Genomic DNA, 21,306 nt, shown 5'->3' with positions numbered 1-21,306 from the left:
TGTTCCTAATCTAATGATCCATATTTTGAGCGGAAAACATCTTAATTCAAGCTGTCATCAAAAAAATCGGAATCTATTCTCTTGATAGAATAAGTGGCTTCAACAGATACACCAACATTATATTCAATCATTAATTCTGCTAGAGAAATACCGTCAATTAGAATGATTTTAGTTGTGTGCTGTTTATTGGCGTATTCTACAGCCTCTTTGGTAAACTGTGCAGTAGTAATAAATAGTCCCTTTGTTGCCCCTTGTCCTGCTAATGCTCCGACAAATTTTTGAAGGTCGGGGCGGCCGACGGTACTATTGCGATCCCAACGCTTTGCTTGAATATAAATGAGATTGAAGCCTAATTTATCTTCCCGAATGATTCCGTCAATTCCTTCATCCCCGGTACTCCTGGTAACTGTGCCAGCGCCTTTAAGAGAGCCACCATATCCCATCTGTGTCAATAAGTATACCACGAGATGTTCAAAAAATGTTGGGGACTGCTTCATGATTTCTGATAAGACATCCTCAATCAGTGTGGCTTTAATTTTGTTATATGCTTCATCCAGAATGTCCTGAGGTGATTCGCTTGAGGTTCCTGGCTGCTGGGCAAAGGAATGATTGATTTTGGTAACAGATGTAACCACATCAGAATCAGTCGTTGAAGGAGAACTACGAGAGAGGAACTCCTTAAACGAATCGAAACTCATAAGGAAATTGTTATCGATCTGTGATACATGTGCGGCAAGCGCTCTTTTTCCGGATTCTGTAATATGATATACGCCACGTGCAGAGTTTTTAATCAGTCCAGCCTGTTTCAAGTAGCTAGAGGTCCAGTTCACTCTGTTATTAAAGAGTGGCTGTTTCCCACTAGGTAAAAGTTCCTTTCGTTCTTCAGCAGAAACATTAAACACACGTGCAAGGGTATCCCGAATCTCTCCGATTTTGTGCAATTCGCCATCAGAAAGGGCTTCTAAAAATTCTTGGTACATTTCGTCATATTTAGGAATAGCCATCGGAGATAACTCCTTTACAATAAGGTTATATTCAAAATTATACACCGCTTTACAAGAAATGGCAATCAACATCAAAAGAGACTGGACTGTTCAAAACTATTTGACAAATAAAAAAGACGAGTCCTAAAAGGACTCGTCTTTGGTCGGAGTGGCGAGACTCGAACTCTATTCAAAAGTTCGATTGCACGTATTTATTTTTGTAAGTCTGCCAACGGTCTGACATTTCCTCTAGCTTTTTCCGGGCATCGTCAATGCGACACTCCCGGATATGAGTATAAATGCGCTGCGTTGTGGCAATGTCTGTGTGTCCCATAATGGTTTTGGCGGTAAGAACATCGACGCCCGCTTCATAAAGCATTGTGGCGTATTCGTGCCGGATCTGGTGCCGGTCAATTTGCCCCACGTTGAGCTGTTTTATATAACGTTCCCAGTAACGATTCAGAGCGCTCTTAGACAGCGGCTTTTTGCCCCCGATAATGTAATCGTCTGGGTTTCCAACAAGCGGCAAAAGCAGCGCTCTCAAAGGCGTTAGAAGCGGCACAACACGGATGCCCGCTTGCGTCTTTGTCTTTTCGATTTCGGGGCAGTTGCCGTGATGGACAACAGCTTTTGTAATACCGATCCGGTTATTCTCAAAGTCCACGTCTTTCCACTGCAGCGCGAGGGCTTCCCCGCATCGGGTGCCGGTGTAAAGAATCAGCTGTGCAAGCAAGCTGTCCGGTGTACCGGCAGACAGCTTTACAGCCTGCAGCTGTTCCGGCGTGAGCAGATGCCTTGTAGAGTGTGCAAGGTGTGATGGGATCTCTACATACTGGCACGGATTTGATTTTGCATAACCGCGCACAATAGAGTATCTGAAAATCATGTTCAGAACTGACAGCTGATTGGAAACCGTTTTCCTAGCAAAATTCAGTCCTTGAATAAAAGAATTGCATTGCTCAGGAGTGATAGACGTGATCCGGCATTGACCAAGCGCATCAACGGCACGTTTCATTGCGGATTTATAAGTGCGCCTGGAACCATAAGCAATTTCGGATTCCTTATTTGCCCACCATTCCTTTGCCACATCCGAGAACATTTTACCGCGCTTGATTTCATCCCGTTCAGCATCGCTGGCCCGAAGATAAGCGTTATACTTTTCCCAGACTTCCCTGGGGGTTTTGCTGGAAAATGATTTCCGTTTCCCATCAATACGGCGGATCAGTTCATAGGTTCCGTTCGGCTTCAACGTGAGGCCGTCTGTCAATTTTCGCCCCATAATAGCACCTCCGGTTGCATTGTGTGCCCGAAGATGATATAATGCAGATGTTGGGTCTGCGGCCTTCGGGCTGTGATCTACGGCGTCCCCGGTATCCGCCCGGGGGCGCTTTTTTTATTCTATTATACACCATTTAATGACATGTTGTTATTGAATTTTACCAGAAAACAAAATTTGAACAAAAGAAATTCCGGTTCCAAGATAATATGCGAAACTTTGATCTGGCACAACACTATACCTTATAAACCATCCGATTCCCAAAATAATAACCCATACACAAATTGTGTACAGCGTCATTCCAATCCCACGTCTTTTTACATTTTGCAAACTTCCAATAATTTGAGCAAATCCAAAAACACCCAACAGATAAGCCAAAAAACCTACAACAAAAAATACAACTATATCCATTTTTATTCTCCTTTATAAATCCTCTGCTTCCTGGATGGACAGGGAATTATAGAAATCGTCCCGGTGAATGTGTTCAAGCTCATGCTCGTATGCCTTGCGCTGGTTATCACAGTCCAGACGGCTATTGATATAGACATTATAGTTTCCGTCTTCATCCATAATTGTCATGCCATTGATTTTGATCGGCATATCACGCAGGCGCACAAACACTTCACCCATGACGCTATTCCTCTCCGCGTAATGCTTTTATCAATCGAATATACTGTCTGACTTCCTCCGGAGTTGCACGCTTTGAAATAGAAAACAAAGTGCGCAATTCCGGATTTTTGCGTATTTCTTCCAGCAGTTCGGCCATTTCATCATTCTCTGCTGTGTCGGTATCGTCTGATCCCATTAAATAGTCTGTGCTGACACCAAAGTATCCGGCAAGTGTTTGAACGTACTCTGATGTTGGTGCGCTTTTACCGGTCAACCAATAGCCGACAGTAGTTGGAGAACATCCAATTTCTTTTGATAGCCGATAATTTGATACTCCCCTTTGCGCCATTAGAGATTGTAGTCTTTCGGCAAATTGCACAAATATCACCTCCGGTTATTGTTCCAACACATCGGAATTTATTCGTTGACATTTCCGAAGTGTTGGAATATAATAGAGGCATTCCAGGGGCGACCAACCAATGGAATACCGAGGTGCGGCCGGACGGGCTGCGAGGTTAAACGGACAAGATTTTGTGAGTTGTTATTTCCGCCATCGTTCATTCATTTCAATAATGTTGCGAATTATCGAAGTGACGTAATAAATGATGGTGGCAACAGGGACAAGCTCCTATGCGTGTTCCACTACGGCATGAACAAGTAAAACAATGATCTAAATCATGTTCTGCTCCTTTCATAACGGAGCAGCCCGTCCGACAGCTCCTCACTTATATAATAATCCAGTGAACTGGAATAGTCAACACACTGGAATATGGAGGTGAAAAAATGTTTGCAGACAATTTGCGGAGTCTTATGGAGAAGCGCAACTTGACGAGGTACCGCCTTTCGCAAGACCTGGAGATTTCGCCCCAGACTGCTTGCAACTGGGCGGACGGTAAGAACTTACCCGATACGCAAAGTATCCTGAAACTGTCGGAATACTTTGGTGTCACTGTCGAACAGTTGATGAAATAAGCATAGCAGATTGGCAGAGTAATAATTGGGACTTGAAGGAGGTGGCCCCAAAATGACGAATAATCCGGAAGTGGAACTTCAAATGAATGATCTGCGGCAGTTGGGTCTGAAAGAATGGCCGACGCTGAACGAGGTTTCCAAAGTGACGGGGCGTTCGGCAAAGAGTTTGAATGTGCTGCCCATCTGGCAGGAAGAAATCAAAGGGGGCAGGACCTTCCGCAGGACAACGCTGCGCAGGTTGGCCCGATACATGGTGACAGGCAGGTGATTGGAATGGAAAAAGAAAAAGCCGCCTCCGTGGTGACGCACGGAAAGCGGCAGGCAAAAGAACCCAACCTCATTTTATCTTTTTCTGGCGTTGTTTGCAAGTACATAGCGTCGGGGCTGATCGGCGTAGCGATTGCGTTTCCCCTGGGGCTTATGGGCCGAGTGCTTTTCGCGGCCATGGCTGTCTGGCTGGGGGTGATTACCGAGTGCTGACCAAGGAGGAAAAATCCGAAATCGCAAAGATGATCCGGCTGGCAAAAAATCCGAAATCACAAATCAAAATCTGCATGCAGCTTTACTGCTGCTCACGGAAAGAGGTTGTGGACTGCATCCCGGGAGGGGAGCAGGCGGTAGCAGAGTTCCCCTCAAACCGGAAAGACCCTTACACGCGGGAGCAGAAGTATACCTACTGTATGCGGTATTGCCGCGGAGAATGGGAAGCACTCATGCGCGAGCTCCGGATCAATGAAAAGAGCGTTCTGGTGAAGAAAATCAACAAGTGGAAGGGCAGCTTCCCGGGAACCGTTTGGCCCAAACCGCCATTGGACCCGCGCATGATTCGGATGTGCCGGGAATGGTGGTCCGGCGCTTCTACATATGAGCTGGCCATGAGGATGGGAACATCCTGCGGCAGCTGCCGTGACCGGCTCAAATCCTTTGTACGAAACCACCCGGAAGTGGTGGCAGACCTGGAAGACAACAGAAGGAGAAAAAGAAAATGAAACTCATTTGCAATAAGCAGATTACCGGCGTCGTGAGTGTGAGCCAATACGGAAAGATGCACTCTGTCAAAATCAACGACAACCCCATTGAAGAACTGGCCGCGCAGGGATGCGAAATCAAGGAGGGGGAGACCAAGACTTTCCCGGCACGTGTGGTTGTTGTGATTCAGGATCTGAGCGACGAGGGCGTTTGCGTTCCCGAGCCTGATGAGTTGAAGAAAAAGATTTTTGACATGATCCGCATGGTGGAGAACGATGCCCAGCCCGAATGAATACCCCGGCTGCGGCGCCTGCGACGAATACGGGCATCCCATTCTGTGCGAGCAATGCATTTGGGACGGACGCTGTGCGCTGCAACTGTCTGATATGGAAAGTGAGGATGAAGATGGAAACGAGCAATAACGTTTTCAATGAGCTGTTTGCCGTGAATGTGAACGGACACACAGAAAAGAAGAAGTCCGGAAACACAGAGCTGACCTATCTGTCGTGGCCGTTTGCATGGGCAGAAGTAAAGAGGCGTTATCCTGACGCCTCCTACAAGGTTTGGCGGGACGGAAATGGCCTCCCGTATGTGTTTGACGACAACACCGGGTATATGGTGTCAACCAGCGTCACGATTTGTGGGGTAACGCATGAAATGTGGCTTCCCGTTATGGATGGCGCAAACAAGGCAATGCTGAGCGAGGAATACTCCTACCTTGTCAAAAATCCAAACTTCAGATATGCCACAAAAGGCAATGATGGGGTTTACCGGGACAAATTTGGAAACGAGCAGAAACCGTATAACGAAAAGCGTGTTGACCGCGCCACGATGTTTGATGTGAACAAGGCTATTATGCGCTGCCTCGTGAAGAACCTTGCTATGTTTGGGTTGGGCCTGTACATCTACGCCGGTGAGGATTTGCCGGTTACAGATCAGCCGGAACAAAATGGTGATAATGAGCCTGAAAAAGACCCGAAAGACAAGAAGAATCAGGAGGCTGCTGAAAAGCTGGCAGCCCGGTCCATGTGCCAAAGCGTTGTCAAGGCTTACTGCCAGAAAAACAATGCGGATGAAACTTCCGCCTGGGGCATCATTGCAAACACCATCGGAAAGGCGTCCAAGGACTTCACCAAGGAGGATTGGGAAGCCGCCCGGAAGATCGCGGAGGGCTGGAAGTGAGTATCCTTATTGATTTCAAGGACGCCCAATTTGATGCCATGACCGGACGCCTGTCTATCCGGCCGCTGAATCTTCCGGCAGTAAAGCAATGGCTACTGCGCGAATACCGAGACGGCATTACCTACACGGCAGAGCTGAAACGGATGCGCAAGCACAGGAGCAAAAATGCCAACGACATGTGCTGGGCGATGTGCGAACGGCTTGCGCAGGAAATCGGTCTGAACAAAGAGCAGGTTTACCGCGATGCAATCAGCAAGGTGGGCGTATTCAAAGACTTCCATCTTCCGCCCGATGAGGCAAAGACTTTCCGGGCCGCATGGGAACAGTTGGGAACCGGATGGGTTACCGAGCAAGTAGACGACGACGGGCCGTTGCTTGTGATCCGGGCTTACTACGGCAGCAGCCGTTACAACACAAAGCAGATGTCGCGTCTGATTGACAGCCTGATGCAGGACTGTGAAGCGGTTGGAATCTGCACCATGAGTGAAAAGGAACGGTCTTTGCTGCTGGAAGATTGGGGGAAACGAAATGCCAGTCAATGAATACGGTGTAGAGCTGGACAGCAACGGTTATGCGCCTAGCATCCTGCAGGATGATTTGGAATCTTGTTTTATCTGTTTCGGATGCCATGAAAAGCTGGACAGGCATGAAGTGTTCGGCGGCGATAACAGGCAGAAAAGCAAGCGTCTGGGATTGTGGGTTACTCTCTGCCATGCAGAGCATCACATCTTCGGCCCCCGGTCAGTGCATCAGTGCAGGGAAGTGGATCTGAATCTGAAGCGAATGGCACAGCAAGAAGCCATGATCCGCTACGGTTGGACAAAGGAAGATTTTATCCGGGAGTTTGGGAGGAACTACCTGGACGATAAGGAGGGTTGAAATGGAAGCAAAACAATTTTTGAAAGAATGGAATCGGATGTGCAAGTATTTTAATATGTATTCTTCATGTGTACATTGCCCCGCTTTTTCTGTTTGTCCACTTTGTGAAGATTTATGTTCCCAACTTTCTGATATTGAAAACTTTGATTCCATATTAGAAATTGTAGAAAAATGGTCTTCTGAAAACCCCAAAAAGACAAGAAAAGATGATTTTTTTAAGAAATATCCTAATGCGCCCAAAAGGGAGGATGGAGTCCCGCGAGTTTGTTGTGCTGCTTTGGGATACAGAGAGTGTTGCAATATTGCAACCGAGAGCACATGGTGCGAAGATTGCTGGAACTGTTCAATGGAAGAAGGTGAACAGGATGGAATGGATCAGCGTTAAAGATCGGATGCCAGAAGATGGTCAGAAAGTTATTACAACCAAAAACGGCATTGTTGATATTCAATGGTACGAAAAGCGCCGCAACGGGTGGATAAGCAAAGGTAACTGGTTTTGGTCTATGGCCACCGTTTCCCACTGGATGCCTCTACCTGATCCGCCGAAGGAGGACACATGACACAAAACGAGCGAGTTCTCCGGCACCTGCGGGAAGTGGGGACGCTGACCGGCGCACAGGCAATGCAGAGCTATGGCATTGCACATCTGGCGTCGCGGATTTCCGAGCTACGTGCGGCCGGGGTAAATATCATTGGAACAACCGAAACAGCCAAGAACCGGTACGGGGAAACCGTGCGGTACATGGTTTACAGATTGGAGGAATGAAGATGCTGAATGTAGTTGCGATCATGGGCCGCCTTGTGGCTGACCCGCAGCTGCGGCAGACTGCCGCCGGAAAGAATGTGGCGGCCTTCCGCATTGCCTGCGACCGCGGGCGCAAGGATGCCAACGGTCAGAACCAGGCGGATTTTCTGGACGTGGTGGCATGGGAAAAGACGGCGGACTTTATCTGCCGGTATTTTTCCAAGGGTGACCTGATCGCCGTTTCCGGCCGGGTGCAGTCCCGCACCTATCAGGACAAGAACGGCAACAACCGGCAGGCGGTGGAAATCGTTGCCCGTGAGGCCAGCTTCTGCGGAGAGAAGAAGAACCAGAACTACGCGAGCGAAAGCCGCCTGGATGTGGCTCCTGCCAGCGAACGGTTTGAACCCATTGCTGACGATGAAGGTGATCTGCCCTTCTGAGAGGTGTGCAGATGGCAAATGAATACGTGAAACTATGGCTGAGCTATGAGGCATATTTTCAGCCGCTCAGTGACGCGGAGGTAGGGCGTCTGGCACGGGCGATGTTGCAATTTAAGTCGCACGGGGTAGAGCCTGTATTCAGCGGGAATGAACGGTTTGTCTGGCCGGCCATAAAAAGAGATTTGGAACAAGCCATATCTGCTAGAGAAAGTTTTTTGGAAAAACAGCGTGAGAACGGAAAAAAAGGCGGTAGGCCGAAATCAACCCAAGCCTTTTCAGAAAAACCCACTGAAACCCAAAAAACCCAAGCCTTTTTTGAAAAACCCAAAAAAGCCAAGGACAAAGGACAAAGGACAAAGGATAAAGGTAATGTAGTTTCTAACGAAACTACTACCCCCCATACCCCCCAGGGGGATGTGTGGGAGGTGGATGCAGATTTGGGCATTGTTGCCGACTATTACCAGAAAAACATCGGAACATTGGCACCATCCACTTATCAGCAGATACAGGAATGGCTATCCTGTTTACCGGCAGATGTGCTTATTCTTGCGATGCGGGCAGCGGTAGATCAGGGAAAACGAAATTGGGCTTACATTAAGGGAATTCTGAAACGCTGCGCTGATACAGGAATAAAATCCAAGGCTGACTGGGAGGCGGCAGAGAACGCCAGGAACAGGCCCGTAAAACCTTACGAGGGTAAACGGTCGCCTATGGAAGAAAAGCGCGCAAAACTGCGTCAGATTGCGGGAGGCGAGATTTATGAAAATTAACGAGGCCGCCGATCTGCTGGACGGTATGCTCAACTACTGGCCCGGAATGCTGCGCGGCAACGACCCGGAGGGCATGGCGAGAGCCTGGGCCTATTCATTGGCGGACATTCCACTGAACGCCGCAAAGAAGGGTGCGGCAGACCTGTCACGCACCATGCAATTCCCGCCTAGCGTGAAGGAATTAGCCGAGGCTGCGCAGCCTTACATGGTGCGCCGCCAGCGCTGGGACGAGAAGTGGGCGCGGGACTGTCATGAGTGCCTGAGCTGGGACACGCCGCTTTACAAGAAGATGCAGGCCGAGAAGGAAGCACAGGCTGCGGGATGAAATTTATTCAGGAGGTAAGTGCATGAAAGTAGTTCTTGACCCCGGCGCGTTTATGCCGGAATACGCACACGATCAGGACGCGGGGGCAGACCTGCGCAGTCCGGTGAATGCTGTGATTCATCCGCACAGAAGCACAACGATTGACACCGGTGTCCACGTTGAGATTCCCGCCGGCATGGTGGGGATGCTGAAAAGCAAGTCCGGACTCAATGTTCATTTCAACATCGTCAGTGAAGGCGTGATCGACGCTGGGTACACAGGGAGTATCCGCGTGAAGCTGTACAACCATGGATTTGACGCTTTCCGGGTGCACAGGGGAGACAAGATCAGCCAGTTGGTTATCATGCCGGTGCATCACGCGGCGTTTGAACAGGTGGACAGCCTGGAAGAAACGGAACGCGGCAACGGCGGGTTTGGTAGTACCGGGAGATAAGGAGGTAACTATGAAATCGTTGATTGAAAACGATGAACTGATGCTCCATCTGAAAACCGCCGAGCTGCTGATCCAGGGCATCAAGGAGTCCGTAAAGATGAATGACGGCGGTTATCTTAGAGATGCTCCCGAGTACAGCCGGGAATCCATCAAGCGCCGCTGCGTACAGGCGCGGCAGGAGCTGCTGCGGGTTTACCAGGAGGTGAACAATGCATGAAGCGGATGACGCACAGATGTGCAGACGGGAATGCAGAATGCAATATGAGCAAGGATATTTGTTTTGCTCTGCACCAAGATGGAGAGAAAGGCTGCTGGGGGTGCGATTTGTTCCCGGAAATCATTGACCGGTTGGCTTCCATCGAGGGCATTATTGGCGATGACTACGACCTTGACCGGCTGCGGGAACTGGTGGAGGCGGACAAGGACGGGCGCATCAAAATCGTCCCGAACTACGTTGGAAAAGCGTGCGGGACGTGTGACCATTTCCACCGGGTTGCCGGCACTAGGCGCGGCACTTGCGATGTGAAGCCGTATGCAACAAGCAGGTATGGGACGCCGTGGCCCGGTGAAATTCCGTTTGAGCCCTCGCAGTCAAGAATTGCATGCAAGCAGTATGAAGCAGCCGAAGCCGCGATTGCAAAGGAGGCCAACAATACATGAAGCGACTGACATACCGAGATGAAGAAGGGATGCCGCACTGGAGCCCGGAGCTTATGGAAGATGACACCGGATGGGCCGGCGAACTGGTCCGCAGCGCGATGGCAGATATGGAGGACGCCACTGAAAAGCCCCGCCTTGACCGTTCTGTGTGGGAGCCGTGCAGGCGCTGCAAAACTTGTCAATCTTGCAAAAGCTCAATTTGCAGCCTCAATGATAAAAGCAGCGGATGCTATGATTGCGACCATATGGGAAACTATGAACCGATGGGGTTTTGCCCTTGGTGCGGCCGCCCGCTGACCGATGCTGCATGGGAGATGATGGAAAAGAGAGTGGAGGGAATCACATGAAATTTATTGCGACAGTTTTTATTGTCGCCTTTATCGTGTTTTTTGAAATTTTTTATAACAACTTTGGAGGAAATGAAAAATGAGTAAAGTTATTGCTATTGTCGCGTCTGCTGTTTTGGCTGTTGTGTGCGCTTTTGCTTGCCTTTTCTGCCTGGAGCGCGTTGACGTCGGAAACGTCGGAGTTGTCTACACAGCGAATGGTGTTGAGGGCCAGACGCTTCCCGCCGGATGGCACTGGCTGTCCCCTTTCAAGTCTGTGAAGCAGTTCCCGGTTTCTCAGCAGCAGATCGTGTTCTCCAATGACCCGGCTGACTACAACACTAAAGAGCATGCGGATTGGAGCATCGACGCCCCCGCAAACGGTGGCATGGTGAAGATCAATCTGACAGTCAACTACGCCTTTAAGGCGGACAACGTGGTTGACCTGTATAAGCGCTTCAATGGCATGGACGGACAGGATCTCGTGGCAAACTACATCCAGAACTCCATCATTGCCTACGTCAAAGAGGTCACACCCCAGTTTTCCGTCATGGACATCTACTCTGACAAGAAAAGCGATGTGAATACCGCAATCACAAACTACCTTTCCGAAAAGCTGGGCGAAGAATACGGCATCAACGTTATATCGGCCCTTGTGATCGATGTCCAGCTGGATGAAGGGCTTCAACAGAAAATTCAGGCCAAAGAACAGGCTAAGCAGGACGCAGAAATTGCAGAACTTGAAAAACAGACTGCCGCCGCTGAAGCAGAGGTGGAAAAGACCAAGGCGCAGGCTGAGGCAGATGTAAAGGTGATTGAGGCTCAGGCAGAGGCAGATTCTAACCGCATTATTGCGCAGTCTATCACTCCCGAACTGATCCAGATGACTGAAGCGCAAGCGCGCCTGAAGCACGGATGGGTTACCGTGCAGGGTGCAGACTCTGTTGTCGTTAGCGACGGAAAAGAGGCCGCCAATGAACAGCAGTAAACACCGCCACGACGGAGGCGCTTACCGCCGGTATAAAACGCTGGTCTCGGCCCATGCCAAGACCGGGAAAGACCGGGCAAAGGCTGGGAAGAGGAAGAAGGGGAAGAAGTGATGGAACACATACTGTCACTTTCCTATGGAAAAGATAGCCTGGCTTGCCTGGGCGCCATTGAAAAGCTGGGATGGCCGCTTGGCCGAATTGTTCACGCAGAAGTGTGGGCCACGGACACGATTCCCGCAGATCTTCCGCCGATGGTGGAGTTTAAGGCCAAGGCGGACAAGATCATCAAGGAGCGGTACGGGATTGAGGTGGAGCACGTCAGAGGTCAAAAGTCATATGATGACTGTTTTTACATGATTTGTGGCGAAAACGGAAGAGCTGCAAAAAACAAATGCGTTGGCGGCATTTACGGATGGCCGTTTCAGCGTGGTCCGTGGTGCAATTCCAGGTTAAAGCAGAGCGTTCTTGCAAAATTACCAAAAAATTCTGTGCAGTATGTAGGGATTGCCGCAGACGAGCCGGGGAGATTCCATGTTTTTAGCGATAAGAAGAAAAGCCCGCTTGTAGAAGCTGGTTGGGACGAAGCCAAATGCCGCAAGTGGTGCGAAGAAAACGACTTGCTTTCCCCGATTTATACCACCGCAACCCGCGGCGGCTGTTGGTTTTGCCACAATCAGGGTGTAGAGCAGTTGCGCCTGCTTCGCAAAAACTACCCGGATTTGTGGGCTCTTATGCTGAAATGGGACAGCGACAGCCCCGTTTCGTTTCATGCTGACGGCCACACGGTACACGACTTTGACGAACGCTTTGCGCTGGAAGATCAGGGGATCGTGAGCGCGGACGAACCGTGGAAGTGGTCGTATCTGGATGAAGTGCAGTTGAAATGGAGGTAGCGGATTTGAAGCACCTGGGAGACATAACCAAAATTCACAACCCGCCCGTTGTGGATTGTATCACCTTCGGAAGCCCATGCCAGGACTTGTCTATTGCAGGAAAACGTGCATGGCTTGCAGGGGAGCGCAGCGGACTGTTCATGGAAGCTGTGCGCATTATCAAACAAATGGAGGAACAAAGTGGAGGATTGGGTCCAACTTTCGCTATTTGGGAAAACGTACCCGGAGCGTTCAGCAGCAACAAAGGAAACGACTTCCACGCCGTGTTGGAAGAACTGGCCCGCATTAAGGAACCCGAAGTTTCAATCTCTCGACCTGAGAACGGAAAGTGGGCGAAAGCAGGCTTTATCTGCGGAAATGATTGGAGCATTGCATGGAGAACTTTCGATGCTCAATTTTGGGGAGTGCCCCAGCGTCGCCGTCGAATCGCGCTTGTCTTGGATCTTGGAGGACAGCGCGCCGGAGAGGTACTATTTGAGCGAACGGGCATGTCAGGGGATTCTGAACCGAGCATCCCGCCGTGGAAAGGCATTGCCCAAAATCCTGCGCGCCGCGCTGATGGATATGATCGAGTGGTGGAACACACCGGATTCACAAACAGAGGACGTTACTCTGGAGTAGTTTCAGAAACACTTAGAGCCGAAAGCCACGGTGCCATTCCGATGGTATGTGCCGCCTTTACGGCTGGGCAGGGCGCAGAGGCAAACGGAATCGGCTGGGCAGAAGAGCAAGCTCCTACTCTGAGAACCGATGGCGGACTAAGTGCTATGCCGACTGTTTTATGCCGTATGCGCGGATTTGGTGATTACGTTCCCGATAAGGTGGCGTCAAGTGTTAAAGCGAGGGACTGCAAAGATGCTACAGATCTTATTGTAGAAAGCATTGACTGCCGGAATCACAAAAGCAACGGGAACTTGTCTGGGACAATTCAAGCAAAAGAAAACGGTGGTTTTTCTCTTAACTACATAAACCCCGTAGCAATCAAGATTCTTCGCTGGATTGTCCGCCGACTCACCCCTACTGAGTGCGAGCGTCTGCAAGGCTACCCTGACGGATGGACCGACATTGGAGACTGGATAGACAGCAAGGGAAAGCACCACAAAGCCGCAGACAGCCCCAGATACAAGGCTCTTGGCAACAGTATCGCGTTGCCGCAGTGGTGGTGGATCACCTGTAAAATGGCCCGGTATCTTCCCGAACACGCTACGCTTGGCAGCCTGTTTGACGGAATCGGCGGGTTCCCGCTGGTCTGGGAAACCTTGCACGGCAAAGGCACCGCAGTCTGGGCCGGTGAAATCGAGGAATTTCCTATTGCGGTTACGAAAGCGAGGTTTTCAGAGTGACCAACAAATACCACGCCCGCAAAGTCACCGTATTGGGCCATGAATTTGATTCAAAGAAAGAGGCAGACCGGTTCCTTACTCTTTGCGCAAAACTCACCAAAGGCGAAATTTCCGACCTTCGCGGGCAGGTGGAGTATGAACTCATTCCCGCGCAGAAAAAAGCAAACGGAAAAACCGAACGTGCCGTAAAGTACATAGCGGATTTTGTGTATCGGCAAGACGGGAAAACGGTCGTCGAAGATGTCAAGGGATACCGGGACGGGGCCGCGTATAGGATTTTTGCCATAAAGCGAAAGCTCATGCTACAGCGTTATGGAATTGAAGTGAAGGAGATCTGATATGAGGGATTTGACGGTGCTTGACAGGTTCCGAGATATGGAGAAAGAGCGGTTCATCTACGGCACCCGCGGAGACAGCGGGAACGGTTTTTTCAAGGTGTTTGTGGGTGGCAAGTCCTTTCTTGTGATCGCCAGCGACGGCGGCGGATGGGATCACGTCAGCGTTACCACCAGAAACGGGAAGCGCTGCCCCACATGGGAGGAAATGTGCGCAATCAAGGATATGTTTTTCTATCCCGAGGAGTGTGTCGTGCAATACCACCCGGCAAAAAGCGATTATGTGAACATCCACGAGCATTGCCTGCATCTGTGGAGGCCGCAGAGAAAAAGCGTCCCGATGCCGCCGAAAGAATTTGTGTGAGGAGGGTTTGAAATGGCACAAGGCATCCGATTTGACGCGGCGCAAAGCCGCTGCGTGACTTACGAGCTGCCGGAACCGCTGACGGAATCCCAGATTTACACCCTGGGAAAGCTGGCTGCCCGGGCGCGGTACAATGCCGACCACGTGAAGACCAGGGCGACAGCCGAGGAGCGTCGGAACCTGCAGGATAAGGCGGAGGCGCTGGAAGCGGCGCTGAAACTGGCGGAAGCAACAAGGTTTGGAGGTGTGATCGGTGGGCATCAGAATCATTGATGCAAATTTCATTGTAAAGGTCGCGGAACACGCCTGGGATGAATGGAACCTTGCAATGGCTACGCAGGACACGAACAGGGGAGTAAACAAGGTGCTCCGGCGGCAGGAGCTTTGCAAGGCAGTCAAGGCCGTCGCGGATGACGCCCCGACCATCGACCCTGAAACCCTGCCGGTTGTGCTGGATCTCAGGAAGCAGCTGGAACAGGTGACGGCGGAACGGGATGCGGCAGTTAAGGAGCTGGAAGAAGTCACAAAGTCGGTTGATGATCTTGCAGAGTTTGTTGACAGCGAAATCCACCCTTCTGTTGATTATGGCCTATATCTGGCATTAAGGGAAAACGTGGATGCAGTGGCAATGTTTCAGCACGAAAGTGAGTGGCGCGGACCTGTTGCAGAAAATGCAACAGCTGGAAACGGGGGACAGAGCGATGATTAAACGCATAAAAGAATGGGCCATCCGCAAGCTGGGAGGGTTCACGTCCGGAGATTGCGAATTGATGTACGGCCCGTTCGCGAGAACCGTTCACATTGTGCGGCGTGATGTTCAAACTGAGCGAGTCTATGCAAACTTGAAGATTTGCAAAGATATGATTCCTTACATCACCGGAGACCAGATCAGGAAAAGGCTTGTGAGTGAAATTGCCGGACAGATTGAACCGTTTGTGGAGTTCAGATGCAGCCAGTTGGAACCGCCGTATTATGAAACGGCCACGTGCCGCGCAAAGCTGACTGTGTTGATTCCGGAAAATGGAGGTGTGATACAGCATGATTAAACGGATTGCATTGTGCTTTGCCGTGGCTGTTTTAGCTTTTGCGCTGTCTGGATGCGGTACAGAGCCAAGCGAAAGCGAGCCGGTAACAGTCACATACTGGGCCAAAAAGATTGCTTATGCTTACCGTGAAAAAGAAGCTGACACGGGAAGGTTTGGCGATGTGTTGGGATACGATCACTACATAGTGTTTGGCGTTGTAAATGACGATGGAAGCATTACGGAATGCAAGGAGCAATGCGACTACGGCTATTTCAACGTGCATTCCCTGAACGTGTCCGAAAGCGATTATGGATATATCTGGTACACTGCTGTAAATGGAGCCATTGCAGATTATGACTTCTACTTGACTGCTGACATGATGGAAAACTGGGGAGGCAGCCAATGACAGACCTTGAACGCCGCGCACTGTTGGGCGACCGGCAGGCGCAGGAAGAATGCACGCGGCAGGGGATTGTACTGGCCTGTCCCATGTGCGGGAAAAAAGAAGTTTTGACGCTTCATTCAAACGGGAAGGTATATCACAATTACACCATAGAATGCGCTTTTAACGGCAGGTTTGTTAGGATAAAAGACTGGAACACCCGACCCGTGCCGCCAATTGGTCGGTGTAAGGATTGCCAATACAGCGGAGAAAGGGACGAAAACGGGTATTCTATTTGTCAATCTACTGGATCAGGTGTTGCAAAAACAGATTTTTGTAGTGAATTTCAGCCGAAAGGAAAATAAAATGAAGTGTCATATCGGATTGAATCAGCTCAATTCCCGGGAGCGGCAGGGGCTGAAGAAGGAAATGAAACGGATCATTGACGCGGGACAGGAGGATGCCGGGTCACGGTTACAGCATTTGTGGGTGATTGCCATGCTGCAGGCTGGGCTGTCCCCGAAGACCATTAACCGGGTGGCGGCAATCCTGCCTATGGTCTGCAAGCGATTTGCAGAGTACAAGACATCCCAGCTTGCGGATGCCTGGATGAAACGGGAGATTGAGGGAAAGGGCATTGTCCTTCCTGAGCCGAAAGACAGCACGATGTAAAGGGGATGGGAAAATGATTGTTTTGGGGTTCCTGTTGATCGTGCTGCTGATGGCCGGCTCCTGCGCGGTCGGCGCCTATGTGGTATGGGAAGCAATGCGAACCAGCGAAGACGAAGAGGAAGACGAGGAGGACGTGGTATTTTGCGATAGGCATTAAAAATTCCCCCGGCTGTCAATTCAGGCAGCCGGGAGTTTTATTTGCTCAGTTTGTCTTTAAAGTTTCCTACTGTTTCTATGTTAGAAAGGAATGTGGAATCGTATATTTTAATATGTATATTATAGTATTAGTGTTGACATATATGATATAATATGTATAGGAAGGAGACGGAGGTGAAAGGAATGAACAAGATTACCGATGTTGCCGATTATATTATAAAAAGATACCGAGAATTGACCGGTGAAAAGCTTGATGAAATGAAGCTGCATAAACTTCTATACTTTACGCAGCGGGAGGCTTTTGCCGTGATCGGTCAGCCTGCTTTTGAGGGCGATTTTGAAGGCTGGAAATACGGTCCTGTCTCCCGTGAGGTCAGGAACGATTTATACGACGGAGAGATTCTCGTTCCTGTAAATGCCGTTTCTGATGATGTAAAATATATCGCTACGAATGTTATACTTGAATACGGATCATTTGCGTCATGGAAACTGAGTGAACTCTCACACAAAGAGTTATCCTGGCAGAATGCGCGCAAGGGGCTCGCACCAGGCGAAAACGGAAGTCGTGTCCTATCTCTTGATGACATCCAGGAAGATGCCAAAAAAGTTCGTCCATATGACCATCTGTGGGATATGTATTATGACGAATTTGAAGATGCTGAATAAGCAGGGGGTGTCATATGATAGGAAAAATCTGCAAGGCGCACACCCCATACTATAATGCCAAATTAAGAAGGATGGCCTTCAAAAGCCGTCCTGCGTTGGTTTTGGCTCGTGCCGACACCAATGATTTTGTTGTTCTCCCTGTTTCTACAATAACGCACAAGGAGAATATAGACCCAGTATATGACGTTCCCATTGACCCATCCATATATCCCAATACCAATCTCTTACAGGTATCTTATGTGAGAACACATAAGCAGACTACGGTTCACGAGGCAGAACTGACAGGCGTAATTTGTGATTTGAAACACGAATACCCGGATTTATATATTGAAATACTTGATAAGAGAGAAAGTTTCAGTCAGGAAATCACAAATCAAGCGCTATAGCAAATAAATATAAATCCCCTCGCTGTATGAAGCAGAGAGGGGATTGTTCTATCATGCGGTTATGGATTCGATCACGGAACGCAGGGCATACTCGGCGTTGTTGGTGAGCTGACGCTGCCATGCCTGGTTTCTGGGGGACCAGCGGAAACCGTTGGATTTGAGCAGCTGCCGCGTCTGCTCGTCCGGCTTGCCGTCAAAGATCAGCTGCAGGCGGTTCTGCTCGGCATTGCGGACGACCTTGAAGCCGTCGTGCTGCTCGTCTGCGGCGGGCTGTGCCTGCATCTGCTGCAGCTTGTCCAGCTCTTCCAGGCGGGCCTGCACCCGTTTGATCCTGCCCCGCAGGCTGGCAAGCTCATAGTCCGGGTAGGGCTTGCCGTAGAGCCGGAAGCCAAACTCTTCCGGGTCGGTCATGCTGTCCGCCTGCTCGTCTGTCAGCCCGCCGTATCCGCGCAGCGTCTTGTGTTTGCGGAAATAGGCGTTGCCGGCCTTGCAGTATTCCAGCGTTTTCTGGGCGGCTTCCAGGTCCCCTGTGAGGATCTCACGGGCGTGTGGGTCTGTCAGATCCACCGGGCCGGTGCCTACGCTCTTGATCTTTTCCAGAATTCCCTCGATCTCCTTGTACTCGGCCCAGAGGCTTTCCTCCCGGGCGTTCTGGCGCTGCTTCTTCCGCACCGGGAAGTTACTGGCCCCGGCAATCATCACGGACGGGCAGGAAGCACCGTTGCGGTTATAGGCATTTGTCCAGTCCGCCAGGCGGCGGGCGTAGCGGTCCAGAAGGGCGTCCAGCTTCCCGTGATAGTAGGGACTGGTGGAGGCTTTGCAGCGCTCCACCAGGGCGGCAGCCCGGTCCACCGCGGCGCGGTACTCTGCCGTTGCGCTGCCGGGCTGATAGTCCCGGAAGCTCATCATGTCATGGGCGGCGCGGGCGGTGTTCTCGTTGATCTCGTAATACATGGTATTTCCTCCTGTGTTTTGATTTTTGGGAAGTGGGGCGGGGTTGCTTTGGGGTGCAGCCCTGCGAAAGTGTCCCGTCAATCCATCTGGCAATAGTCGATAGCGTCATACCCCATTGCCTTCAGGGCCTGCGTCATGGCCTCGGCGTTGCGGCTGCGGGCGTTGGCCTGTGCTGCGGTCCGGGGGCAGAACACAAAGTGCTTTGTCCCGAACAGATGCCACGTACTGCAGGCCGTTCCCGCCTCTTTGGCGGCCTGCTCCACCTTGCAGGCGTTCCACCGGGGCAGATACAGGGCGGCGCTGTCAAAGTTGCACGTGCCGCCGTCCTCGGGGTTCTCCCGCTCCGCTGCCGCGCCGGATTCCAGCGCCTTGCGCAGGTCGTCCCGCAGCTGGGCATAGCGTCCGGTCAGCGGGGCGGAATCGTCCGGCGGATATGCTTTGAACAGCTGGGAAAAGGCGTCGACTGCTTCCCGCCGGCTTCCGGTGGTGATGTGGTCGATCTCGGCCCCGCTGCTGCTGTGGTAAATCATGGTTTCGTATTTGCCGGGGCGGATCTCGGCGGCGTCCAGAATGACGCGGTGGCCGTTGTGGGTGTACTCCTGGTGCTTGATGCTTGCCATGTTGGTTCCTCCTTTCAGGCGTTGGGCTCATACGGATACAGCACATTGCGCCAGTATCCGCCGTAGCGGTAACTGATGAGATACCCGGTCTTGCCGTCGGCGGAACGGGAAACGCCTACCGGGACGGCGGCCTGCATGGTCGCCCGGCAGCCTGCCGCAAACCCGGCCGCCAGCAGCACGGCCGCCAGCGCGGCGCACAGAAGCGCTCTTTTCATGGGTCACGCCTCCTTCCGGCAGATCATGGCCGCAAAGTCGGTGCACTTCATGCGGCCGTATGCGTTTGCGGCTTCCTGGGCCTCCTTGGCGGTGGGGTAGGTCCCGAGCCGGACACCGGACCGCTTGCCGATGAAGTCCACGGCAAAGAGCTTTCCGGGCTCGATGCAGCTTGCCCAGATCACCGGGCGGATAATTACCCGGCTGTCGCCCTGGTTGGCGTAGATTTCGGGGAGCGTGGCTTCCCACAGGTGGCGGCCGTCAGAATAGACGGCGCTGAAAATGTCGTTCATGGTGATGGCTTTCTTCATGGTGTGATTCCTCCTTAGCGGCGATTGATGAAATCCGCGTAGCGGGCCAGCGGGCAGGTGGTGCAGATGGAACGATTGGCGCCCTCCGCCTTGCCCATCTGGTAGCAGCCGCGGCCGCAAAAGCCGCAGATGCAGGGGATGGAGTCCCGCTCGTGCTGGGTTGCCAGCGCTTCAAAACTGCGCTGCCGGTCTGGGGTGATGATGGGGAACATGGGAAAACCTCCTTGTTGTGTGCGGGTGTTTGCGATGTGGTAGCGGGCCGCTTTGGGCGGTGCGGCTCGCGTGGGTATCCGCTTCAAGATGCCAGTTCCTCGGAGCCTTGGCCGGTGTAGCTGTGGCCCTCGTACTTGGCGTAGATGTGGGAATAGCTGGACTTGCGGGCGCGGCCGGAAGTCTCTCCGGCGGGATGCCAGTAGTACATGTGCCGGTTTGCGGACCAGGTGAAGCCCAGGTCTTTGAGCTGCTGCAGGTGCCGGGCGCTGGTCTCGGCCCAGATCCAGCTGCCCACCACGTCGAACTTCAGCCCGGACATCCGGGACAGCTTGGCGGCCATCTCGGCCACTTCGGGGGAAACCTGGCGGCGGGTGGTCTGCTTGGCCTCATAGGCCGCGCGGCCTTCCCGGGCCTGCTTGCTGACGAACCGGGGAAGCTTGCCTTTCAGGGCGTCCCACTCGGCGTTGATCGCCTGCATGGCTTCGGTGCTGCCGCCATGGTCGGGGTGATACTGGGCCGCAAGTTTGCGGTACATGGCCTTGCCTTCGTCCAGGGTGACGGGGCGGGGATTGAAAAACTTGAACATCATGATGACGGCCTCCTTGTGTTAGTGATGCTTGCGGGAGTGGGAGCGGAGCCATTCCTCGGCGCTTTTGCCTGCGCGGCGGTCTTCGTCGCTGGCCTTGCTGATCTTTCCGGTGAGATTGACCCGGGCAATGTGTCCGTTGAAGCTGTACAGATAGTACAGAACCGTGTCGCCCTGGACGCGGGCGGTTAAGAAAATCTTTTTCATGGCTTTCAGCCTCCTTGTGTTTGTGCTGTTCGCTTTCTGTGCCTACATGATATCATGTACATGCTAGCATGTCAACAGGGAAAATTAGAATTGGATGATTGCACAATTTTGTGGCGCTTAAGCGGTGCAAAATGTACATGATTGCATGTTGTCGTCTGTTATGGTATACTGTAGGCGGAGGTGATACCATGGCGACAAAAGCACACCTTGCAAGCAATGCGAGGTATCTAGCCAAGCTCAAGACGATCACGCTTAGGATGCGGCCAGAGGAGCACGAAAGGATAAAGGCGGCAGCAGAGCGCAGCGGCGGAAGCGTGCAAGGCTATATTTTGGATGCGGTCCGGGAGCGAATGGAAAGAGAAAAGCAATAAAAATGCCGGTCAGGGTAACACCTGGCCGGATTTTTTTCGTTGAGGAGGGAT

At 51.6% G+C, this 21,306-nt stretch carries 46 protein-coding genes; 34 read left to right on the top strand and 12 right to left on the bottom strand.

What is annotated here, in order from left to right; genetic code table 11:
- Positions 1-41: 41 nt before the first annotated feature.
- The 5 genes from INF35_RS05885 to INF35_RS05865 form a co-directional block, all read right to left on the bottom strand.
- Complete coding sequence (locus INF35_RS05885; RefSeq protein ID WP_193500608.1) at positions 42-1,004, bottom strand: restriction endonuclease; 963 nt, start codon at positions 1,002-1,004, stop codon at positions 42-44.
- Between the two features lie 169 nt (positions 1,005-1,173).
- A complete protein-coding gene (locus INF35_RS05880) occupies positions 1,174-2,262 on the bottom strand; it encodes a tyrosine-type recombinase/integrase (RefSeq protein ID WP_193500607.1) in 1,089 nt (362 codons plus the stop codon).
- Positions 2,263-2,409: 147 nt separating this feature from the next.
- Positions 2,410-2,670: a hypothetical protein gene (locus INF35_RS05875; RefSeq protein ID WP_193500606.1), complete on the bottom strand. Its 261-nt coding sequence runs from the start codon at positions 2,668-2,670 to the stop codon at positions 2,410-2,412.
- A 12-nt stretch (positions 2,671-2,682) separates the two neighbouring features.
- Complete coding sequence (locus INF35_RS05870; protein WP_193500605.1) at positions 2,683-2,889, bottom strand: hypothetical protein; 207 nt, start codon at positions 2,887-2,889, stop codon at positions 2,683-2,685.
- A gap of 4 nt (positions 2,890-2,893) precedes the next feature.
- Complete coding sequence (locus INF35_RS05865) at positions 2,894-3,247, bottom strand: helix-turn-helix domain-containing protein (protein ID WP_193500604.1); 354 nt, start codon at positions 3,245-3,247, stop codon at positions 2,894-2,896.
- 404 nt (positions 3,248-3,651) lie between these two features.
- Here INF35_RS05865 and INF35_RS14105 point away from each other — a divergent pair, with 404 nt between their 5' ends.
- From INF35_RS14105 to INF35_RS05700, 33 genes are all read left to right on the top strand, one after another.
- Positions 3,652-3,840: a helix-turn-helix domain-containing protein gene (locus tag INF35_RS14105; protein WP_193500603.1), complete on the top strand. Its 189-nt coding sequence runs from the start codon at positions 3,652-3,654 to the stop codon at positions 3,838-3,840.
- Between the two features lie 52 nt (positions 3,841-3,892).
- Complete coding sequence (locus INF35_RS05855) at positions 3,893-4,108, top strand: hypothetical protein (protein WP_193500602.1); 216 nt, start codon at positions 3,893-3,895, stop codon at positions 4,106-4,108.
- A 5-nt stretch (positions 4,109-4,113) separates the two neighbouring features.
- Positions 4,114-4,320 carry a hypothetical protein gene (locus tag INF35_RS05850; protein ID WP_193500601.1) on the top strand — a complete coding sequence of 69 codons (207 nt, stop codon included), beginning with the start codon at positions 4,114-4,116 and terminating at the stop codon, positions 4,318-4,320.
- Complete coding sequence (locus INF35_RS05845; protein ID WP_193500600.1) at positions 4,314-4,829, top strand: hypothetical protein; 516 nt, start codon at positions 4,314-4,316, stop codon at positions 4,827-4,829. The genes INF35_RS05850 and INF35_RS05845 overlap by 7 nt, the downstream gene beginning before the upstream one ends.
- Positions 4,826-5,101 carry a hypothetical protein gene (locus tag INF35_RS05840; RefSeq protein WP_193500599.1) on the top strand — a complete coding sequence of 92 codons (276 nt, stop codon included), beginning with the start codon at positions 4,826-4,828 and terminating at the stop codon, positions 5,099-5,101. The genes INF35_RS05845 and INF35_RS05840 overlap by 4 nt, the downstream gene beginning before the upstream one ends.
- Positions 5,102-5,214: 113 nt before the next feature.
- Positions 5,215-5,991, top strand: a complete 777-nt coding sequence (locus tag INF35_RS05835; RefSeq protein ID WP_193500598.1) for a Sak single strand annealing protein — start codon at positions 5,215-5,217, stop codon at positions 5,989-5,991.
- The gene (locus INF35_RS05830; RefSeq protein WP_193500597.1) at positions 5,988-6,533 is read left to right on the top strand and encodes a hypothetical protein; all 546 of its coding nucleotides are present in this window, start codon (positions 5,988-5,990) and stop codon (positions 6,531-6,533) included. The genes INF35_RS05835 and INF35_RS05830 overlap by 4 nt, the downstream gene beginning before the upstream one ends.
- A complete protein-coding gene (locus INF35_RS05825; protein WP_193500596.1) occupies positions 6,520-6,870 on the top strand; it encodes a hypothetical protein in 351 nt (116 codons plus the stop codon). The genes INF35_RS05830 and INF35_RS05825 overlap by 14 nt, the downstream gene beginning before the upstream one ends.
- A 1-nt stretch (position 6,871) precedes the next feature.
- Positions 6,872-7,255 (top strand): hypothetical protein, encoded by a 384-nt coding sequence (locus INF35_RS05820; protein WP_193500595.1) that lies wholly within the window; start codon positions 6,872-6,874, stop codon positions 7,253-7,255.
- Positions 7,236-7,430, top strand: a complete 195-nt coding sequence (locus INF35_RS05815; RefSeq protein WP_193500594.1) for a DUF551 domain-containing protein — start codon at positions 7,236-7,238, stop codon at positions 7,428-7,430. Before INF35_RS05820 ends, INF35_RS05815 begins: the two co-directional genes overlap by 20 nt.
- Complete coding sequence (locus INF35_RS05810) at positions 7,427-7,636, top strand: helix-turn-helix domain-containing protein (RefSeq protein ID WP_193500593.1); 210 nt, start codon at positions 7,427-7,429, stop codon at positions 7,634-7,636. The genes INF35_RS05815 and INF35_RS05810 overlap by 4 nt, the downstream gene beginning before the upstream one ends.
- 2 nt (positions 7,637-7,638) lie before the next feature.
- A complete protein-coding gene (locus INF35_RS05805) occupies positions 7,639-8,055 on the top strand; it encodes a single-stranded DNA-binding protein (RefSeq protein ID WP_193500592.1) in 417 nt (138 codons plus the stop codon).
- An 11-nt stretch (positions 8,056-8,066) separates the two neighbouring features.
- On the top strand, positions 8,067-8,825 hold the full coding sequence (locus INF35_RS05800; RefSeq protein WP_193500591.1) for a DnaD domain protein: 759 nt from the start codon (positions 8,067-8,069) through the stop codon (positions 8,823-8,825).
- Positions 8,815-9,150 carry a hypothetical protein gene (locus INF35_RS05795; protein ID WP_193500590.1) on the top strand — a complete coding sequence of 112 codons (336 nt, stop codon included), beginning with the start codon at positions 8,815-8,817 and terminating at the stop codon, positions 9,148-9,150. Before INF35_RS05800 ends, INF35_RS05795 begins: the two co-directional genes overlap by 11 nt.
- A 22-nt stretch (positions 9,151-9,172) precedes the next feature.
- Positions 9,173-9,583, top strand: a complete 411-nt coding sequence (dut, locus tag INF35_RS05790; protein WP_193500589.1) for a dUTP diphosphatase — start codon at positions 9,173-9,175, stop codon at positions 9,581-9,583.
- A gap of 10 nt (positions 9,584-9,593) precedes the next feature.
- Positions 9,594-9,800: a hypothetical protein gene (locus INF35_RS05785; protein WP_193500588.1), complete on the top strand. Its 207-nt coding sequence runs from the start codon at positions 9,594-9,596 to the stop codon at positions 9,798-9,800.
- Positions 9,797-10,243, top strand: a complete 447-nt coding sequence (locus tag INF35_RS05780) for a hypothetical protein (protein WP_193500587.1) — start codon at positions 9,797-9,799, stop codon at positions 10,241-10,243. The genes INF35_RS05785 and INF35_RS05780 overlap by 4 nt, the downstream gene beginning before the upstream one ends.
- On the top strand, positions 10,240-10,590 hold the full coding sequence (locus INF35_RS05775) for a hypothetical protein (protein WP_193500586.1): 351 nt from the start codon (positions 10,240-10,242) through the stop codon (positions 10,588-10,590). Before INF35_RS05780 ends, INF35_RS05775 begins: the two co-directional genes overlap by 4 nt.
- 79 nt (positions 10,591-10,669) lie before the next feature.
- Positions 10,670-11,557 carry a prohibitin family protein gene (locus INF35_RS05770; RefSeq protein ID WP_193500585.1) on the top strand — a complete coding sequence of 296 codons (888 nt, stop codon included), beginning with the start codon at positions 10,670-10,672 and terminating at the stop codon, positions 11,555-11,557.
- Positions 11,544-11,669 carry a hypothetical protein gene (locus INF35_RS13955; protein ID WP_268885731.1) on the top strand — a complete coding sequence of 42 codons (126 nt, stop codon included), beginning with the start codon at positions 11,544-11,546 and terminating at the stop codon, positions 11,667-11,669. The genes INF35_RS05770 and INF35_RS13955 overlap by 14 nt, the downstream gene beginning before the upstream one ends.
- Positions 11,669-12,451 carry an adenine nucleotide alpha hydrolase family protein gene (locus tag INF35_RS05765; protein WP_193500584.1) on the top strand — a complete coding sequence of 261 codons (783 nt, stop codon included), beginning with the start codon at positions 11,669-11,671 and terminating at the stop codon, positions 12,449-12,451. The genes INF35_RS13955 and INF35_RS05765 overlap by 1 nt, the downstream gene beginning before the upstream one ends.
- Positions 12,452-12,456: 5 nt before the next feature.
- Positions 12,457-13,794 (top strand): DNA cytosine methyltransferase, encoded by a 1,338-nt coding sequence (locus INF35_RS14100; RefSeq protein ID WP_407925635.1) that lies wholly within the window; start codon positions 12,457-12,459, stop codon positions 13,792-13,794.
- Positions 13,791-14,132 (top strand): DUF1064 domain-containing protein, encoded by a 342-nt coding sequence (locus tag INF35_RS05750; protein ID WP_193500583.1) that lies wholly within the window; start codon positions 13,791-13,793, stop codon positions 14,130-14,132. Before INF35_RS14100 ends, INF35_RS05750 begins: the two co-directional genes overlap by 4 nt.
- A 1-nt stretch (position 14,133) precedes the next feature.
- Positions 14,134-14,493, top strand: coding sequence for a DUF7694 domain-containing protein (locus INF35_RS05745; RefSeq protein WP_193500582.1), 360 nt, complete (start codon positions 14,134-14,136; stop codon positions 14,491-14,493).
- A 12-nt stretch (positions 14,494-14,505) separates the two neighbouring features.
- Complete coding sequence (locus INF35_RS05740; protein WP_193500581.1) at positions 14,506-14,766, top strand: hypothetical protein; 261 nt, start codon at positions 14,506-14,508, stop codon at positions 14,764-14,766.
- The gene (locus INF35_RS05735) at positions 14,747-15,202 is read left to right on the top strand and encodes a hypothetical protein (RefSeq protein WP_193500580.1); all 456 of its coding nucleotides are present in this window, start codon (positions 14,747-14,749) and stop codon (positions 15,200-15,202) included. The genes INF35_RS05740 and INF35_RS05735 overlap by 20 nt, the downstream gene beginning before the upstream one ends.
- On the top strand, positions 15,195-15,539 hold the full coding sequence (locus tag INF35_RS05730; RefSeq protein WP_193500579.1) for a hypothetical protein: 345 nt from the start codon (positions 15,195-15,197) through the stop codon (positions 15,537-15,539). Before INF35_RS05735 ends, INF35_RS05730 begins: the two co-directional genes overlap by 8 nt.
- Positions 15,532-15,924 (top strand): hypothetical protein, encoded by a 393-nt coding sequence (locus tag INF35_RS05725; protein ID WP_193500578.1) that lies wholly within the window; start codon positions 15,532-15,534, stop codon positions 15,922-15,924. Before INF35_RS05730 ends, INF35_RS05725 begins: the two co-directional genes overlap by 8 nt.
- Complete coding sequence (locus INF35_RS05720; protein WP_193500577.1) at positions 15,921-16,265, top strand: hypothetical protein; 345 nt, start codon at positions 15,921-15,923, stop codon at positions 16,263-16,265. Before INF35_RS05725 ends, INF35_RS05720 begins: the two co-directional genes overlap by 4 nt.
- 64 nt (positions 16,266-16,329) lie before the next feature.
- A complete protein-coding gene (locus tag INF35_RS05715) occupies positions 16,330-16,572 on the top strand; it encodes a hypothetical protein (RefSeq protein WP_193500576.1) in 243 nt (80 codons plus the stop codon).
- Between the two features lie 13 nt (positions 16,573-16,585).
- Positions 16,586-16,729 (top strand): hypothetical protein, encoded by a 144-nt coding sequence (locus INF35_RS05710; RefSeq protein ID WP_193500575.1) that lies wholly within the window; start codon positions 16,586-16,588, stop codon positions 16,727-16,729.
- A 182-nt stretch (positions 16,730-16,911) separates the two neighbouring features.
- A complete protein-coding gene (locus INF35_RS05705; protein ID WP_193500574.1) occupies positions 16,912-17,394 on the top strand; it encodes a Panacea domain-containing protein in 483 nt (160 codons plus the stop codon).
- A 14-nt stretch (positions 17,395-17,408) separates the two neighbouring features.
- The gene (locus INF35_RS05700) at positions 17,409-17,780 is read left to right on the top strand and encodes a type II toxin-antitoxin system PemK/MazF family toxin (protein ID WP_207728281.1); all 372 of its coding nucleotides are present in this window, start codon (positions 17,409-17,411) and stop codon (positions 17,778-17,780) included.
- A 51-nt stretch (positions 17,781-17,831) separates the two neighbouring features.
- On the opposite strand, the gene INF35_RS05695 is transcribed toward INF35_RS05700, so the two are convergent.
- From INF35_RS05695 to INF35_RS05665, 7 genes are all read right to left on the bottom strand, one after another.
- The gene (locus INF35_RS05695; protein ID WP_193500573.1) at positions 17,832-18,734 is read right to left on the bottom strand and encodes a hypothetical protein; all 903 of its coding nucleotides are present in this window, start codon (positions 18,732-18,734) and stop codon (positions 17,832-17,834) included.
- 77 nt (positions 18,735-18,811) lie between these two features.
- Positions 18,812-19,354, bottom strand: a complete 543-nt coding sequence (locus INF35_RS05690) for a hypothetical protein (protein ID WP_193500572.1) — start codon at positions 19,352-19,354, stop codon at positions 18,812-18,814.
- A gap of 14 nt (positions 19,355-19,368) precedes the next feature.
- A complete protein-coding gene (locus tag INF35_RS05685) occupies positions 19,369-19,569 on the bottom strand; it encodes a hypothetical protein (protein ID WP_193500571.1) in 201 nt (66 codons plus the stop codon).
- 3 nt (positions 19,570-19,572) lie between these two features.
- Positions 19,573-19,878: a hypothetical protein gene (locus INF35_RS05680; RefSeq protein WP_193500570.1), complete on the bottom strand. Its 306-nt coding sequence runs from the start codon at positions 19,876-19,878 to the stop codon at positions 19,573-19,575.
- A 14-nt stretch (positions 19,879-19,892) separates the two neighbouring features.
- The gene (locus tag INF35_RS05675) at positions 19,893-20,090 is read right to left on the bottom strand and encodes a hypothetical protein (protein ID WP_193500569.1); all 198 of its coding nucleotides are present in this window, start codon (positions 20,088-20,090) and stop codon (positions 19,893-19,895) included.
- A gap of 83 nt (positions 20,091-20,173) precedes the next feature.
- Entirely contained in the window at positions 20,174-20,680 is a 507-nt protein-coding gene (locus INF35_RS05670) for a J domain-containing protein (RefSeq protein ID WP_193500568.1), read from the bottom strand.
- A gap of 18 nt (positions 20,681-20,698) precedes the next feature.
- Complete coding sequence (locus INF35_RS05665; protein WP_193500567.1) at positions 20,699-20,884, bottom strand: hypothetical protein; 186 nt, start codon at positions 20,882-20,884, stop codon at positions 20,699-20,701.
- Between the two features lie 188 nt (positions 20,885-21,072).
- Here INF35_RS05665 and INF35_RS05660 point away from each other — a divergent pair, with 188 nt between their 5' ends.
- Positions 21,073-21,255 carry a plasmid mobilization protein gene (locus INF35_RS05660; RefSeq protein ID WP_193500566.1) on the top strand — a complete coding sequence of 61 codons (183 nt, stop codon included), beginning with the start codon at positions 21,073-21,075 and terminating at the stop codon, positions 21,253-21,255.
- Positions 21,256-21,306 lie beyond the last annotated feature (51 nt).

This window comes from Gemmiger gallinarum (assembly GCF_014982805.1).
Classification (GTDB): domain Bacteria; phylum Bacillota; class Clostridia; order Oscillospirales; family Ruminococcaceae; genus Gemmiger; species Gemmiger gallinarum.
This window is presented reverse-complemented; position numbering and strand designations above follow the sequence as displayed.